Annotated in this window: 11 protein-coding genes; 5 read left to right on the top strand and 6 right to left on the bottom strand. The window is 72.2% G+C overall.

The window, feature by feature from the left end; genetic code table 11:
- Positions 1-308 precede the first annotated feature (308 nt).
- From ACFW0G_RS18275 to ACFW0G_RS18260, 4 genes are all read left to right on the top strand, one after another.
- Positions 309-764, top strand: coding sequence for an SAV_6107 family HEPN domain-containing protein (locus tag ACFW0G_RS18275; RefSeq protein WP_378326485.1), 456 nt, complete (start codon positions 309-311; stop codon positions 762-764).
- Complete coding sequence (locus tag ACFW0G_RS18270) at positions 754-1,521, top strand: maleylpyruvate isomerase N-terminal domain-containing protein (protein WP_378326484.1); 768 nt, start codon at positions 754-756, stop codon at positions 1,519-1,521. The genes ACFW0G_RS18275 and ACFW0G_RS18270 overlap by 11 nt, the downstream gene beginning before the upstream one ends.
- 63 nt (positions 1,522-1,584) lie before the next feature.
- The gene (locus ACFW0G_RS18265) at positions 1,585-2,313 is read left to right on the top strand and encodes a VOC family protein (protein ID WP_378326483.1); all 729 of its coding nucleotides are present in this window, start codon (positions 1,585-1,587) and stop codon (positions 2,311-2,313) included.
- 455 nt (positions 2,314-2,768) lie between these two features.
- Complete coding sequence (locus tag ACFW0G_RS18260) at positions 2,769-3,848, top strand: GNAT family N-acetyltransferase (RefSeq protein ID WP_378326482.1); 1,080 nt, start codon at positions 2,769-2,771, stop codon at positions 3,846-3,848.
- Positions 3,849-3,855: 7 nt separating this feature from the next.
- On the opposite strand, the gene def is transcribed toward ACFW0G_RS18260, so the two are convergent.
- From def to ACFW0G_RS18230, 6 genes are all read right to left on the bottom strand, one after another.
- Complete coding sequence (gene def, locus ACFW0G_RS18255; protein ID WP_378326481.1) at positions 3,856-4,356, bottom strand: peptide deformylase; 501 nt, start codon at positions 4,354-4,356, stop codon at positions 3,856-3,858.
- Positions 4,357-4,446: 90 nt separating this feature from the next.
- Positions 4,447-9,099 (bottom strand): ATP-dependent helicase, encoded by a 4,653-nt coding sequence (locus ACFW0G_RS18250; RefSeq protein ID WP_378326521.1) that lies wholly within the window; start codon positions 9,097-9,099, stop codon positions 4,447-4,449.
- Positions 9,080-9,895, bottom strand: a complete 816-nt coding sequence (locus ACFW0G_RS18245) for a DeoR/GlpR family DNA-binding transcription regulator (protein WP_378326480.1) — start codon at positions 9,893-9,895, stop codon at positions 9,080-9,082. The genes ACFW0G_RS18250 and ACFW0G_RS18245 overlap by 20 nt, the downstream gene beginning before the upstream one ends.
- On the bottom strand, positions 9,867-11,150 hold the full coding sequence (locus ACFW0G_RS18240) for an MFS transporter (RefSeq protein WP_378326479.1): 1,284 nt from the start codon (positions 11,148-11,150) through the stop codon (positions 9,867-9,869). Before ACFW0G_RS18240 ends, ACFW0G_RS18245 begins: the two co-directional genes overlap by 29 nt.
- A gap of 5 nt (positions 11,151-11,155) precedes the next feature.
- The gene (gene pdxA / locus ACFW0G_RS18235; protein WP_378326478.1) at positions 11,156-12,181 is read right to left on the bottom strand and encodes a 4-hydroxythreonine-4-phosphate dehydrogenase PdxA; all 1,026 of its coding nucleotides are present in this window, start codon (positions 12,179-12,181) and stop codon (positions 11,156-11,158) included.
- Positions 12,178-13,440 (bottom strand): four-carbon acid sugar kinase family protein, encoded by a 1,263-nt coding sequence (locus ACFW0G_RS18230; protein WP_378326477.1) that lies wholly within the window; start codon positions 13,438-13,440, stop codon positions 12,178-12,180. The genes pdxA and ACFW0G_RS18230 overlap by 4 nt, the downstream gene beginning before the upstream one ends.
- Positions 13,441-13,666: 226 nt before the next feature.
- Between ACFW0G_RS18230 and ACFW0G_RS18225 the strand changes: the two genes are divergently transcribed.
- Entirely contained in the window at positions 13,667-15,556 is a 1,890-nt protein-coding gene (locus ACFW0G_RS18225; RefSeq protein ID WP_378326476.1) for an Hsp70 family protein, read from the top strand.
- Positions 15,557-15,605 lie beyond the last annotated feature (49 nt).

The raw sequence follows: 15,605 nt of genomic DNA, 5'->3' as shown, positions 1-15,605 counted from the left end.
ACGTGCCGGGTCCGGTGTCGTGCACCACGCCCCGAATCCGCCGCCGGGGTTGAGCGAACGGCCCGTCCGGGGTTACTCTGGAAATTGTTCGAACAGACGTTCGACATCTGGTGAGCGCGCACCGGTCAGGTGCCCGGCGCGGGGACGGGGGAAGCGTCTCGGCACCGGGCACCCCCGGGCACTCGCGCTGGAGGAGGGTCGTCATGTCCGTTTCGGCAGAGGGTGCTGCGAAGTGGAAGCGCGGCACCGAACTGACCCAGGACCGTGCCGTGGCCGGAGGCCGTGACACGGCGAATTCCTTGTCTCCCATGGACTTGTCTTCGATCGAGAATGGGCAGGCCCCGCTGCCGATGCCGTTGCGCCCGCCCGCTCCGCCCGCGGCGGCCGGGCTCCTGGCGCAGGCCAGGCGCGGTCTCGCCGAGGCCGAGCGGGAGCCGGAACCGGCGGAGCGGTTCGTCGGCGCCTATCTGGCGGCGCTGCGTGGCGCCGCGGCGGTGCTCGCCGCGCGGGGCCGCCCGCACCGGGGCCGGGCGCGCCCGGCCAGCGGCTGGGTCCTGCTCGACGCCGTCGCCCCCGAACTGAAGGAGTGGTCCGCCTTCTTCGCGGCCAATTCGGCCACCCGCGCGGCCGCGCAGGCCGGGATCACCGGCAAGGTGACCCCGGAGCTGGCCGCCGGGCTGCTGCGGGCCGCCGCGATGTTCCTGGAGCTGGTCCGGCGCGTGGTCCACGGCCTGCCGATCACCGGGGAAGCCCATGTCGCGTGAGCATGGCCTCCTCCACCAGAAACGGATACTGGAGGCGCTGTCCGCCGAGAGCCTGGTGCTCGGCGAAGCGCTGGGCACCGCCTCGGCCGACGCGCCGGTCCCCGCTTGCCCCGGCTGGTCGCTCGGCGAGGTCGTCCGGCACGTCGGGAGCGTGTACCGCATGGTCCGGCGGTGGCTGCTGGACGGCCGCCGGCCGGACGCCTGGCAGAGCGATCCGGCCGAAGGGCAGTCGCTGGCGGAGTTCTTCGCGGCGGCGCGGCTGGGACTGATCGAGGAACTGGCCGCGCACGACCCGGAAACCCACGCCGACACCTGGTGGCCGGTGGACCGGACCTATGGGTTCTGGCGGCGCCGGATGCTGCACGAGACGGTCGTGCACCGGGCGGACGCCCAGCAGGCGGCCGGGCAGGCCGCGCCGGTGATCGACGAGGACATCGCGCTCGACGGGATCGACGAGGCGCTGGCGCTGTGGTTCGGGCAGAAGCTGCCGATGCTCGGGCTCACCGGGACCAGGACGGGGTCGGTCGGTGTGCTGACCGGCGGGCACAGCTGGATCGCGCGGGCCGGGCCCGAGGAACTGGTCGCCTGGCGGTGTTCGCCCGAGGAAGCCGAGCGGGCCGACGACGTCGTGTCGGGCCACCCTCAGCGGATTTTTCTCTGGCTGTGGGGCAGGGCCTCGCCGAGCGCGGTGTCGGTGCGCGGCAGCCGTGACCTCGCGGCCCAGCTGTGGGCGCTGCTGCGGCTCGCCACCCGATGAAGGACCCGGAGTGTGGGGAAGCATGTCCGGGAACTGTCGGGGGTGGCCGCTAGCGTTCCGGGGGTGAGCACTCGCCTGGTGAACCTGACCGTGGACGCGGCGGATCCCGGGGAGCTGGCCCGGTTCTGGGCCACGTTCCTCGGCTGGCGCGTCGCGGTGGACCTGCCCGGCGAGGTGGACGTCCGGGCCCCGGCAGGGGAGGGCTGGGGCCTGGACCTCGTCTTCGCGCCGGTGCCGGAAGCGAAGACGCGGAAGAACCGCGTCCATCTGGATCTGGCGAGCCGGACGCCGGAACACCAGGCGGAGGTGGCCGGGCGGGCGCTGTCGCTCGGGGCACGGAAGATCGACGTCGGCCAGGGCGACGTGCCGTGGGTGGTGCTGGCCGATCCGGAGGGCAACGAGTTCTGCGTGCTCGAACCCCGGGAGCAGTACGCGCGCTCGGGGGCGGTGGCGTCGATCGTCGTCGATTCCGGCGACCCGGCGGCGCTCGCGGAGTTCTGGGCGCTTGCTTCCGGGTGGCCGATCGCGGCGAGGGAGGAGACGATCGTCGGTCTCCAGGCGCCGTCGGGCGTGGGCCCGTGGGTGGAGTTCCTGCGCAACGACGACGTCAAGCAGGGCAAGAACCGGTTGCATCTCGACGTCGCGCCGTTCCGCGGTGACGATCTCGGCGCCGAGGTCACCCGCCTGATCGAGGCCGGGGCGGCCACCGCCGACGTCGGCCAGGGCGAGGTGCCGTGGGGGGTGCTGGCCGATCCGGAGGGCAACGAATTCTGCGTCCTGATGGCCCGCTGAGCCACGCCCGTCCTCGCGGAGCGCTGTCGGTGTCTGGCAGTCTTGGCTACGTGGAGAAGGGGCCGGAACGCGGCATCGGCAGGGCTCACCGGGTAACGCTGACCGTCATCTCGAGCATCGTGGTGGTCGCGGCCGCGGCGGCCGGTTTCCACGAGTCGCCTAACCTTTTCCAGCTGGTCAGCATGGTCGTCGCTGCTTGCGCGGCACTACTGGTCGCTGTCTTGTCCGCTCCGAGCTCAGCCAAAAACCTCCCGGGCGGTATGAACAGTACGAAAGGGCCTTCTCAAAAACTCCGTAGTCAGTCAATGTCACGTTGACTAGAACTGGCTCGGGTACTGACGGCCCGCTGAACGCCGTCGGTGTGTTTCGGCCGGGTTGCGTGGCCTGCGGAAACGCTGACAAGGGCGAAACAAGGGCGCCGTGGTACGGCAACAAGCCGCCGGGACCGTGGGGGCATGGAAACCTCTCGAGTTCGGCCTCACCCGCTCCGCCGCGTCGTGACGGAGCAGCCGGTAACCACGTCCTCGGCGTGGCGGGTCCGGATCCGGATGGACGACCATCCCGGGACGCTCGCCCGGATCGCGATCCGGCTCGCCGATCTCGAGTGCAACATCCTCGGACTGAGCGTGCTGCCGGTCCCGGGCGGGGTGCTCGACGAGATCGTGCTGCGGCCGGCGTCCGGTCTGCCCCGGCAGCATCTGATCGACGCGATGCGTGAGGAGGGCTGCGAATGCTCGGCGGTCATCGACGCCGATGTGCACGAACTCGTGGACTCGGCGTCGACGACTCTCGGCGCGGCCAGGCGGGCGGTGGAAACCCCGGCGGCGGTCGCCGAGGTGCTGAAGGACGTCCTCACCGCCGACGTCGTCACGCTGGTCCCGGTGCTCGAAGCGAATCCGGATCGGACCGAGGGCGGCCACCGTGCCGTGTTCGCGCTGGACCGCGATACCGCGCTCGTGGCACGCCGCCGCTGGGCGCCGTTCGTCGACCTCGAACTCACCCGGGCCCTCGCGTTGACCGGGCTGCTCACCGCGGTCGAGGAGAACGTTTCGGGGCCCGTGGTGCTCGACCGGCCCGACGGCGCCGCGGTGGTGCTGCGCAAGGGAACCCCCGGCGACGCCGGTGCCGTTTCCGAACTCCACCGGCGCTGCTCGATGAACACCCTGTTCCGCCGCTACCACACCGGTGTCCGCTCGGTACCGCGCCGATGGCTGCACCGGCTGCTCGTGCCGCCCCGCGGCGCCAGTGTGCTGGCGGTCTGCGGACGCGAGGTGATCGGTCTCGGCCAGCTGATCCCGGGCGCGGCGGGCGGCCCGGCCGAGGTGTCGCTCCTGGTGGAGGACGCCTGGCAGCGTCAGGGCATCGGCACCGCGTTGCTCTCCCGGCTCGGGGTGCTCGCCAGGGCGGACCGGTTCGCCGAGCTCTCGGCGGTGTGCCTTCCCGGGGACGACGCCCTGGTCCGCACCGCGGCACGCGCCGGGATGTCCGCCGAGCGCACGGGTGAGGATGGTGCGGTGCGGATCCTGCTGGACTGAGCGGGGCTCAGCGTTTCCAGAACCAGTCCTTTTCCCGGGCCTGGCGCAGCGCCTGCTTCTTGCGGTCCGGGACCAGCCGGTCCAGGTAGAGCTTCCCGTCGAGATGGTCGGTCTCGTGCTGGAGGCACTGGGCAAGCACCTCGGTGCCCTCGACCTCGATCGGCTCATTGCGCAGGTCGACCCCGCGCACCACGGCGTGCTTCGCGCGCCGCACCGGAAACCACAGCTCGGGCACGGAGAGACAGCCCTCGCCGATCTCGTGGGTTTCCTCGGACAGCGAGACGATCTCCGGATTGATCACGTACCCGGTCAGGCCGCCGACGTCGTAGCTGAACACCCGGAGGCCGACGCCGATCTGCGGCGCGGCGAGCCCGGCCCGCCCGTCCGGTTCGACGGAGTCGAGGAGGTCCTTCACCAGTGCTTCGGTCTTCTTGTCGAAGGTCGTCACCGGATCGCACACCATCTTGAGGACGGGGTCCCCGAAGTAGCGCAGCTCGCGCATCGCCATGATCAAACGTCCTTTGCCCGAATCTCCGGCGAAGTCTAGTGATACCCGCGGGACCACCGGGCGCAACCATCCTCCTGCGTGAGGCACGGCTCAATAGGCGGCTCGCAGCCGCAGACCCTGCGGTGTGGCACGGAATCCCGCTTCACGGAGGATTTCGGCGAGCTCGGAGGTGAGCGCCTGCTCCCCGTCGGCGCGTTGCACGGCGAGCTGCCCCAGCCAGCCCTCGCGGACCGCGGTGGACAGCGCCCGCGCGGCCGCGCGCAATGGCTCCGGCTCGGTGGTGAAGCTCAGCAGCGACCGGCCGCCACGCTCGACGTACAGCGCCGGGACCCCGTCCACCAGGACCGCGAGTGCCCCGGCCTTGCGGGCGGGACGGTGTTTGGTGTCCCCGGTCGCCGCGGGCCACGGCAGTGCCGCGCCGTACGGCTGTGCCGGGTCGGCCGCGGCGAGTACCACCGCTGAGGAGATGTCCGCCGGGTTTCGCGGGCCGGACAGCGCGCGCAGCCGGTCGACCGCGCCCTTGGCCGCGAACTGCGCGGCGCCGAGCCCCTCGACGACGTAGCCCCGCACGACCTGACCGGTGTCCTCCATCCCGCGCAATACCTTGTAGATCCCGGAAAACCCGCCGGTGACCCGTTCGGTGTCGAGCGCGCCGCGGGTGAGGACGCCGTGCCGTTCGAGGAACGCCTCTGTCCGCGCGTGCGCCCGCCGGGTCGGCTCGGCCTCGCGGACCGGGGTGAGCGCCCAGCGCCCGGCCACCGTTGGCGGCCCGGACCGGGACGGCATCTGCGGGCGCCCGGCGCGCAGCCGCGCGTACCGGCCACGTGGCGCCTGGCGCCGCGGTTTGTGCGCGCCGTGCCCGGCGACCTGGGCGCGCAGGGGACCGAGGGTGTCGCCGGTGACGAGCCCGGCCCACACCAGATCCCACAGCGCCGCCACGACGTCACCGTCGGCCGGCGGCGCTTCGAGCTGGGGCGTGACGCGGTCCACCAGCTGCCGGAAGAACAGCGCGCCACCCTCCAAAGTGGACACGAGGGCCGCGTGCAGTGGCGAATCCGGCCGGGTTTCCTCGACCTCGGGCAACAGCAGGTCGGCGACGTCCGAGGGCGCGAGCGCGAGCCAGCCGTCCCCGCCGGACAGCGCCCCGCACCCGCACCAGGTGACCTCGCCCGCGGTGGTCAGCTCGTCGAGCAGCGCGGGGGAGTAGCCGGGCAGCCTGCTGGGCAGGATCAGCGATTCCACCGCGCTCGCCGGAAGCGGGGCCCCGGCCAGTTGTTCCACCACCGAAAGGACGTCGTCCGCGGTCGGCGCCGAGCGGACCCGGCCGCCAATGCCGTGCCAGGCCGGAAGGAAACGGCCCAGCACGGCGGGCTCGACCGGCTCGACCTCGGCGCGCAGCTTCGCCAGCGACGCCCGGCGCAGCCGCCGCAACACCGCCGCGTCGCAGTATTCGACGCCGACCCCGTGCGTGTCCGGATGCCCGAGCGGGCTCAGCTCGCCGCGGACGAGCCTGCCCTGCCCGGTCAGCCTGTCCAGCACGCCGGTGACGACCGCGGTGCCCAGCCCGAACCGTTCGGCGGCCTGGCTCGCCGCGAACGGCCCGCGGATCCGGGCGTACCGGGACAGGAGATCGCCCAGGGGATCCTCGACCGGTTCGGTGAACGCCTCGGGCACACCTACCGGCAGCGCAGCGCCCAGCGCGTCCCGCACTCGCCCGGCGTCCTCGATGGCGAGATAGCGCTCCTCGCCGCCGATCCGCACCCGGATCGCCCGCCGTGCCGATTCGAGCTCGGCCAGCCACTCCGGCTCGACACCGCGTTCGGCAGCCTCCACAGTGGACAGATCACCGAGGAACCGCAGCAGGTCCGCGGCGTCCTCCGCCGAACGTGCCTTCCGGTCGGGATCCAGCCGCTGCAGCGAGCGCTCGACCTCGGCCACCGCGGCCGGATCGAGCAGTTCGCGGATCGCCTCCGTGCCCAGCAATTCGGCCAGCAGCGCCGAATCCAGCGACAGTGCCGCCGCGCGCCGCTCGGCCAGTGGCGCGTCCGTCTCGTACAGGAACATCCCGACGTAGCCGAACAGCAGGCTGCGCGCGAACGGTGAGGCCGACGGTGTCTCGACCTCGGCGAGCCGCACCTTGCGGGCCCGGACGTCGGCCATCAGTTCCTTCAGCCCGCCCACGTCGTAGACGTCCTGCAGGACCTCGCGCATCGCCTCCAGCACGACCGGGAACCGCTCGTACTTCGCCGCCACCGACAGCAACTGCGACGCACGCTGCCGCTGCTGCCACAGCGGTGTCCGCCGCCGGGGATCGCGGCGGGGCAGCAGCAGCGACCGGGCCGCGCATTCCCGGAAGCGGGCCGCGAACACCGCCGAGCCGCCGACCTCGGTGACGATCAGCTGCTCGACCTCGTCGGGATCCAGCAGTACGTCGTCCGTGCCGATGGTGACCTCCGCGCCGTCGGCGTCCAGCGCGTCCGGCAGCCGCAGCACGATCCCGTCGTCGGAGTGCGCCACCTGCGCGTCCACCCCGCGGTTTTCCCGCAGCCGGGCCGCGATCGCCAGCGCCCACGGCGCGTTCACCTGCGCGCCGAAGGGGGAGTGCAGGACGATCCGCCAGTCGCCCAGCTCGTCCCGGTAACGCTCCAGCAGGATCATCCGGTCGTTCGGCACGTGCCGGGTGGCCGCCTTCTGCTCCTCCAGGTAGCCGAGCAGATTGTCCCGCGCCCGCTCGTCCAGCCCGGCCGCCGCCGCACGCTCCCGCGCCTTCTCGGAGTCCGAAGTGGACAGTTCGCGGACGAACTTTCCCAGTGCCCGCCCCAGTTCCAGTGGGCGCCCCGGCGCGTCGCCCTTCCAGAACGGCATCCGCGCCGGTTCGCCGGGCGCGGGCACCACGATCACCCTGTCATGGGTGATCTCGGTGATCCGCCAGGACGACGTGCCGAGCAGGATGGTGTCACCCACCCGGGACTCGTAGACCATCTCCTCGTCGAACTCGCCCACGCGCGACCCGGGTTTGCCGTCGGTGCCCGGGGTCATCACGGTGAACAGGCCGCGATCGGGGATCGTGCCGCCGGAGGTGACCGCGAGCCGCTGCGAACCCGGCCGCCCGCGCAGTTCCCCGGCGATCCTGTCCCAGGTGATCCGTGCCCGCAGCTCGCCGAACTCCTCGCTCGGGTACCGCCCGGCCAGCATGTCGAGCACCGCGTGCAGCGCGTCGTCGGGCAGCGCGGTGAACGGCGCCGCCCGCCGGACCAGCGCGGCCAGCTCCGCCACCGGCCACGGTTCGAGCGCGACCATGGACACGACGTGCTGGGCCAGTACGTCGAGCGGGTTGCGGGGATACCGCACGGCCTCGATCGCGCCCGCCGACATCCGTTCCGCGACCACCGCGCACGACACCAGGTCGCCGCGGAACTTCGGGAACATCACCCCCGACGACACCGCGCCGACCTGGTGTCCGGCCCTGCCGACCCGTTGCAGCCCGGAGGCGACCGTGGGCGGGGCCTCGATCTGCACCACCAGATCGACCGCGCCCATGTCGATGCCCAGCTCCAGCGAGGATGTCGCCACGACACACGGAAGCCTGCCGGACTTCAGGTCCTCCTCGACATGGGTGCGCTGTTCCCGCGACATCGACCCGTGGTGGGCCCGCGCGATCACCGGTGCCGCGCCGGTGGTGAGCCCGGACTGGCCGATCGCCTCCGCCGGGAAGCTGTCCGCCGGGGCCAGCTCGGTCTTCTCGGCAGCCAGTTCGTTGAGCCGCGCGGTGAGCCGCTCGGCCAGCCGCCGCGAGTTGGCGAACACGATCGTCGACCGATGGGCCCGGATCAGCTGCAGGACCCGCTCCTCGACCGCGGGCCAGATCGACGCCCGCTGGACCGGGTTCCCGCTGATCTCCTCCATCGTCCCGAGCCCGCCGGGCGCGATCTCGCCCGGCGGATGCGGTTCGAGCGCGTCGAGGTCGTCCATCGGGGACGAAGGCGCGTCGAGGTTGCCCATGTCCTCGACCGGGACCTCGACCCTTACCTCGATCGTCTTCGCCAGCTTCGGCTGCACGATGGTGACCGGCCGCCCGCCCGCGAGGAACGCGCTCACCTCGTCGATCGGGCGGACCGTCGCCGACAGCCCGATCCGCTGAGCGGGCTTGGGCAGCAACGAGTCCAGCCGTTCCAGCGACAACGCCAGATGCGCGCCGCGCTTGCCGCCCGCGACCGCGTGCACCTCGTCCACGATCACGGTCTCGACGCCGCGCAGCGACTCCCGCGCCGACGACGTCAGGATGAGGAACAGCGACTCCGGCGTGGTCACCAGGACGTCCGGCGGGGTCTTGCCGAAGGAACGCCGCTCGGCCGCGGTGGTGTCCCCGGTGCGCATGCCGACGGTGATCTCCGGGGCGGGCAGCCCGAGCCGGTGGGCGGCCTGCGCGATCCCGGCCAGCGGCGCCCGCAGGTTCCGCTGGACGTCGACCGCGAGGGCCTTCAGCGGGGAGACGTAGAGGATCCGGCAGCGCTTCTGTGCTTCCGCGGGTGGTGGCTCCACGGACAGCCTGTCGAGTGCCCAGAGGAAGGCCGACAGCGTCTTGCCGGACCCGGTCGGCGCGACGACCAGCGCGTGCTCGCCGGCGTGCGCGGCCCGCCATGCCCCCTCCTGCGCCGCGGTGGGCGCGGCGAAGGCCCCCGCGAACCAGGCCCGGGTCGCGGGGGAGAACAGGTCGAGCACGTCAGCTGCCACGTCCTCCATCTTGCGCGGCACCCCCGACAATTTCCGCACCGCCCGCCGTCAGGACCGTTCCGCTCCCGGCGAACGCCGCCGTGTCCGCCCCCGGAAAGGAGTCCGTGACCAGCGAGAACTCCCGGTCCAACGGCGTCCAGTACGGGAACGGGGCCTCGCCGAGCTTGGAGTGGTCGGCCAGTACGTACACCGACGCCGCCGAGTGCAGCATCGCGTGCTTGACCTGCGACTGCTCCAGCGACGGACAGCACAGCCCGCGCCCGGCGACGATCCCGTCCGCGCCGAGGAACACCCGATCCGGTGAGAGGTGCCGCAGCTGGGCGAGCACGCTCTCGCCGAGCAGCGCCTCGTTCGGATGCCGCAGCCGCCCGCCCAGCACGATGAGGTCGATCCCGTCGAAATCGGCGAGGGCGCGGATCACCGTGACGCCGTTGGTGACGACGGTGAGTCCTTCGCGATGCGCGAGATGCCGGGCGACGCGCCCGGTCGTCGTCCCGGCGTCGAGTAGCACCATTTCGCCGTCCTGGACCAGCGCGGCGGCTTCGCGCGCGATCGCGTCCTTCGCGTCGGCGTTGCTCGCGTCCTTCTCCCGCAGACTGCGCTCCAGCCCGTGTCCGGCTTCGAGCGCCCCGCCGTAGGTCCGCACGACGTGCCCCGCTCCGGCGAGAGAGGCGAGGTCACGCCGGATCGTCGACGGCGAGACCCCGAACTCCTCGGCCAGTTCCGCGATGCCGCACGAGCCGTCGCGGACGGCTTCGAGCAGCATCGCGCGCCGGTCACGAGTGGTCGGACGTGGCTGGGGCACGGATCACCTCCGGCGCGGACGTGGGCCGCAGCCCGAAGTACGCCAGCGCCGCCGCCACCGCGAGGAACGCGGCGAGCACCACGAACCCGGTGGTCGAGGTCCCGGTGACGTCGGTCAGCCAGCCGACGAGGTACGGCCCGGCGAACCCGCCGAGGTTGCCCAGCGCGTTGATCACGCCCATCGCCACCGCGACGACCTCGATCCCGAGAATCTGGCTCGGCACCGCCCAAAAGGGCCCGTACGGCATGTACACCCCGGCCGCGACCACGCACAGCAGCACGAACTGCACCACTGGCGGCCAGTGCACCAGATTGCCCAGCAGCAGCCCCGCGATCGCGATCAGCAGCGGGACGGTGACCGCCATCCGCCGGTTGCCCGTGCGGTCCGACCACAGCGCGCAGCTCAGCATCGCCACCAGCGCGAGCACGTACGGGATCGCCGAGAGGAACCCGACCGCGGTCGCCGAACCGCCCGTCATCGTCTTCACCACCGAGGGCAGCCAGAGGCTGAAGCCGTAGAACCCGGTGATCCAGAAGAAGTAGACGCCGATGAGCAGCAGCACCGACTTGTTGCGCAGTGCCTGCCGGTAGCCCTGTTTCGCCACCGACGGCTTCGCGGCCTCCTCGGCGGCGAGCGTCGTTTCGAGGTACTGCCGTTCCTCGCGGGAAATCCAGCGTGCCTGCGAAGGCCGGTCCGCCACCGCGAACCACCACACGATCGCCCACACCAGCGGCGGGAGCCCCTGGAGCACGAACACCCAGCGCCAGGACATGTGGTCGAGCATGAACCCGGACAGCGGGGACATCAGGATCGCCGAGATCGGCAGGCAGCTCATCCACAGCGCGTTCGCGCGTGCCCGTTCCTTCTGCGGGAACCAGGAAGCCAGCAGGATCAGGACGGCGGGCCACACACCACCTTCGAACAGGCCGAGCAGCAGCCGCGCGAGATGCAGCTGCGTCTCGCTCCGGACGAGCCCGCACAGCACCGCGGCCAGCGCCCACAGGATCATCAGCAGCACCACGGTCTTGCGGGCGCTCCACTTCGCGGCGAGCACCGCGGCGGGGATCTGCAGGACGAGGTAGCCGATGAAGAAGATGCCGCTGGCCAGCCCCTTCGCGCTGGCCGACAAGGGAAAGTCGGAGCCGATGTAGGGCAGGATCACCGCGACGTTGGTGCGGTCGAGGTAGGCCAGCATGTACATGACGACCGCGACCGGGATGACGTACGCCCAGCGCTTGCGGGGAATCACGTTCATGGTGTTCACCGGGCCGGTGGGTAGATGTCGGGCAGCTTCGGCGCGTACGGAGCGAGTTCGACCGCGGCGCGGAACGCGGCGCGCATCGTGCCGTGTGAAGCCTTCCCGGTGCCGGCGATGTCGAACGCCGTTCCGTGGTCGACCGACGTCCGCAGGATCGGCAGGCCCACGGTGACCGACACCGTGCCGTCGAAGTCGTAGGTCTTCGACGCGATGTGTCCCTGGTCGTGGTAGAGCGAGAGAACCCCGGCGAACCGGCCCTGAAGTCCTTGGTGGAACACGGAATCCGCCGGTATCGGGCCGACGACGTCGAGGCCGTCGGCACGCGCCGCCTCGACCGCGGGGGCGATCGCGACGATCTCCTCGTCGCCGAACTTCCCGTTCTCGCCGCCGTGCGGGTTCAGCGCCGCGACGGCCAGTGTGGGCTTGTCCGCGCCGAAGACCTCCAGCGCCGTGTACGCCTCGCGGATCGCGTGCTCGATGTTGTCCTTGGTGATCTTCCCGATCGCTTCGCGCAGGGAGAGATGCCTGGTGGCGAAGAAGATCTTCAGCCCGGCGACCCAGAACATCGTGTTGAACCTGGTCGACCCGGTCAGCTCGCCGAGCATCTCGGTGTGGCCGAGGTGTTTCGACCCGGCGGCCCAGATGGCCTCCTTGTTGATCGGCGACGTCACGACCGCCGCGACCTCGCCGTTCAGCGCGGCCTTCGTCGCGGCCTCGATCGCGGCGACGGCCGAGGCCCCCGCCGTCGCGTTCACCTCGCCCCACGGCAGGTCCTCGGTCACGATGCCGAGGTCGAGGACGTCGATGGTCCCGGGCTCGAACCGCGCTTCGTCCACAGTGGACACCGGGTTGACCTCGACGTCCAGCCCCAGCAGGGAAACGGCGCGGCGCAGCACCGGCGCGTCGCCGACGGCGAGACCACGCGCGAGCTGTCCGGACTCCGGTTCGGCCAGCGTGCGGGCGGTGATCTCCGGCCCGATGCCGGCGGGGTCGCCGAGGGTGACGGCCAGAATGGGTTTCTCGCTCAAGACTGGTTCCTTCCGTGATGGGTGGCGAGGACGTAGTTGAGGTGTTCGAGGCACTGCACGGCCGCGGCGGCGTCGCCGATCAGGCCGCCCTTGGTGGCGAACGGGAGCCCGTCGAACGCGCCGCCGACCAGCCGTCCGGCGACGGCGAGCGGGAGCACCTCGGTGTCGATCTCGAAGCCGTCCGCGCCGAGGGCCTTGGTGACTTCGACGGCGATGTCGCCACCGGACGCGTACAACGCGCCGATGCGGTACCGCGTCAGCGCCAGCCGGGCCGCCTTGGCCAGTGCGACCGGGAGCCAGGCCGCGACCGCCGGATCCGCCGGGACACCGGGGGCGGGCGGCACCGCGCGGATGCCGACGACGCGATGCCCGGCGGCGAGCAGCTTTCCGACACCTTCGACGATCTCCGCGGGATCGGGCTGGTCAGCCGAGACGTCGACGTAGCGCGCGTCCAGCACCTGTTCGGTCTCGGCCAGCTGGTCCCGCGTCTGCGCGGTGATGCTGCCGACGACGGCGAGCACCGGCGGCACCTCGCCGCGTCCGGGCGCCAGGCCCAGCGCCGAGGCGAGCCGGACGCCGAACGGGCCGGAATCGACCGAAATCCACCGGGTGCCGTCCTCGGCGGTCAGCCGCGCGGCCGCCTGCGCGATCGCGGTCAGATGCCGGTTCGTGGTCGCGTCGCACACGACGATCTCGCCCGCTTCCCGTAGCGCGTCGACGACACCGTCCACTCCGGACTCGACGACGTCCAGCGAGAGCTCGGTGATCGTGCGCCCGCCCGCCGGGTCGAGCAGGGTGCGGATCCGGGAGGAGCGCACCGGGGTCAGCGGGTCGCGGGCCGCCGGGCTTTCCGCGAGAGGCTTGCCGTCGACGAGGTGCAGGCCGCCGAGGGTGACCCGGCCCGCGTCGGGGAAGGCGGGCACGACCAGCGCGCGGGCGGCCGGAGCCGAGTCGAGGACGGCCTCGGTCTCGGCGCCGACGTTGCCGCGCAAGGTGGTGTCGACGCGTTTGACGGTCAGTTCCACCGGCCCGGCCAGCGCGATCGCGGCGCGCACGGCGGCCTTGGCCTGCCCGGGGTCAGCGTGCCGGGTGCCGAGATTGACCACCAGCGCGTCGATCCCGCTGTCCTGGCGCAAACAGGGCGACGACGGCGTGAGCGGCGCGCTCACCGAAACCGCGCGGAGACCGAAGCGCGCGTACAGCGCTCCGGTGGCGTTGCTGCCGGTCAGATCGTCGCCGAGGACGAGCAGTTTCGGCACGGCGGCTCCCGGATTCCTCGGCACTGAGTTGCGCAGTTCGTGCAACTTGGTTGAGCGAACTGCGCAGACATCCTGCGCCGAGGGTGACCTGTACGTCAAGGCGGCGGCGAGTTTGCCGGGTCCGCACGCACGGTGACCGTCCCCATGGGAGCATCACGGCCAGCGCCCGCGACCGGTGTTCCGGTCGTACTGGGACGGGTGCTGGCCTGGTGTAAGGGGAGTGAGCGTGCGGATCCTGTCGGTGGACCTCGGGACGTCCAACACCGTCGCCGTGTTGTCGGCGCACGGCATGCCGCCGAGGGTCGTCGAGGTGGACGGCTCGGCGAACATGCCGTCGGCGGTGTTCGCCACCGAAGAGGGCACGATCATGGTCGGCCGCGACGCCGAGCGCCGCGCCCGGCTCGACCCGACCCGCTTCGAGCCCAACCCCAAGCGGCGCATCGACGAGCAGACGCTGCTGCTCGGCACCGACGTCGTGCCGGTCAACGAAGCGCTGGCCGCGATCCTGCGGCGCGTGCTGGAGGAGACCACGCGGCAGCTCGGCGGCGAGCAGCCCGACGAGGTCCGGCTGACCCACCCCGCGCAGTGGGGCCCGGTGCGGCGCAACGTCCTGCTGTCCGCGGCGCGGCTCGCCGGGATCGCCGGGAACGTGCTGCTGGTGCCCGAGCCCGTCGCCGCCGCCGCGCACTTCGCGTCGTTCCCCGGCAAGGCGCTGGCGCCGGGCCAGGCGCTCGCCGTGTACGACCTCGGCGCGGGCACGTTCGACGTCGCGGTCGTGGGCGCCACGCAGACCGGGTACACCGTGCTCGCCGAGGACGGCCTCCCCGACCTCGGCGGCCTCGACGTCGACCAGGCGCTGATGGTCCACGTCGGACGCGAGGTGTCGCATTCGGACCCCCAGCGCTGGCAGCGGCTGCTGCGCCCGGAGTCCACCGCGGACCGCCGGACCCGCCGCGCGCTGCAGGAGGACGTCAAGGCGGCGAAGGAGGCGTTGTCGCGGCATCCGCAGACCGAGGTCCCGATGCCGGAGCCGTTCCACGACGTCCTGGTCACCCGCGGCGAGCTGGAAGGCCTGGTGCGCCCGGCGATGCTGCGCAGCGTCGAGCTGATGGCGCGGACGCTGCGTTCGTCCGGGCTGTCCCCGGACCGGCTCGCCGGGATCTACCTGGTCGGCGGGTCGAGCAGGCTGCCGCTGGTGGGCTCGATGATCGCGGAGAAGCTCGGCGTCGTCCCCGGCAGCCTCGACCAGCCGGAGACCGCGGTCGCGCTGGGCGCCCAGCACGTCGCCCGCGACGGGCTTTCCATGCGTACCCAGAACGTCGACGGCCAGGTCGCGAACGGGGCCGGGGCGCCGCAGATGGCCCCGCCGAGCGGCCCGTACGCCCCGCCGCCCGCGCAGGGGTACCCGGGCCCCGGCCAGGCGGGCGGGTACGCGCCGTCGAACTTCCCGCCCAGCGGGCCCCAGCAGCAGCCGCCGCAGCCCCCGCCGTCGAACTTCCCGACGTACTCGCTGGCGGGCAAGGACGAAGGTGGCAAGGCAGCGAACAAGAAGAAGCTGACCATCGGCATCGCGATCGCGGCGGTGGTCGTGCTGCTCGCGGGTGGCCTGGTGTACTTCCTCGGCTCGTCGTCGGCGGCCACCTACACCGCGGACCAGTGCAAGACGCCCGGCCAGGCCGAGGCCAACGGCCTCACCGGCTGCATGCGCCAGCTCGCCGGGAAGATCGCCGACACCGGCGACTGCAAACCCGGTATGGGCAACGGGCCCGCCGCGCCGGCGCAGAGCCTCGGCGCGTCGGCGACCTGCTCGGCGCCGGGCCGCGCGGGCACCCAGGTGACGTACGTGCAGAGCGACTCGGCGGACAAGCTCAAGCAGTACACCGATCAGCTGCTGGCCTCGGCGGGCGGGGACCGGACCGAAGCGGAGTGGGCGGGCAACGGGCTCAAGGGCCGGTACTCCTCGGCCGCGGGGAAGGCGTCGGCGGTGCTGGTGTTCTCGGTGGGCGACCGGCCGCTGGCCGGGTTCATCTACCAGCTCAACTCCGACCAGGGCGCGGCCGTCACTCCCGGCACGCTGGCCGACTACTTCGAGAAGAGCGTCCAGCCCGGCGAATAACTCCCGGTTCCGCCCGTGGCCCGGAATGCCGTTAAGGCCACCTTACGGG

Source organism: Amycolatopsis sp. NPDC058986, from assembly GCF_042741125.1.
In the GTDB taxonomy this organism is placed as follows: domain Bacteria; phylum Actinomycetota; class Actinomycetes; order Mycobacteriales; family Pseudonocardiaceae; genus Amycolatopsis.
Note: the sequence above shows the minus strand (reverse complement) of the source record. Positions and strands in the feature narration are given on the sequence as shown.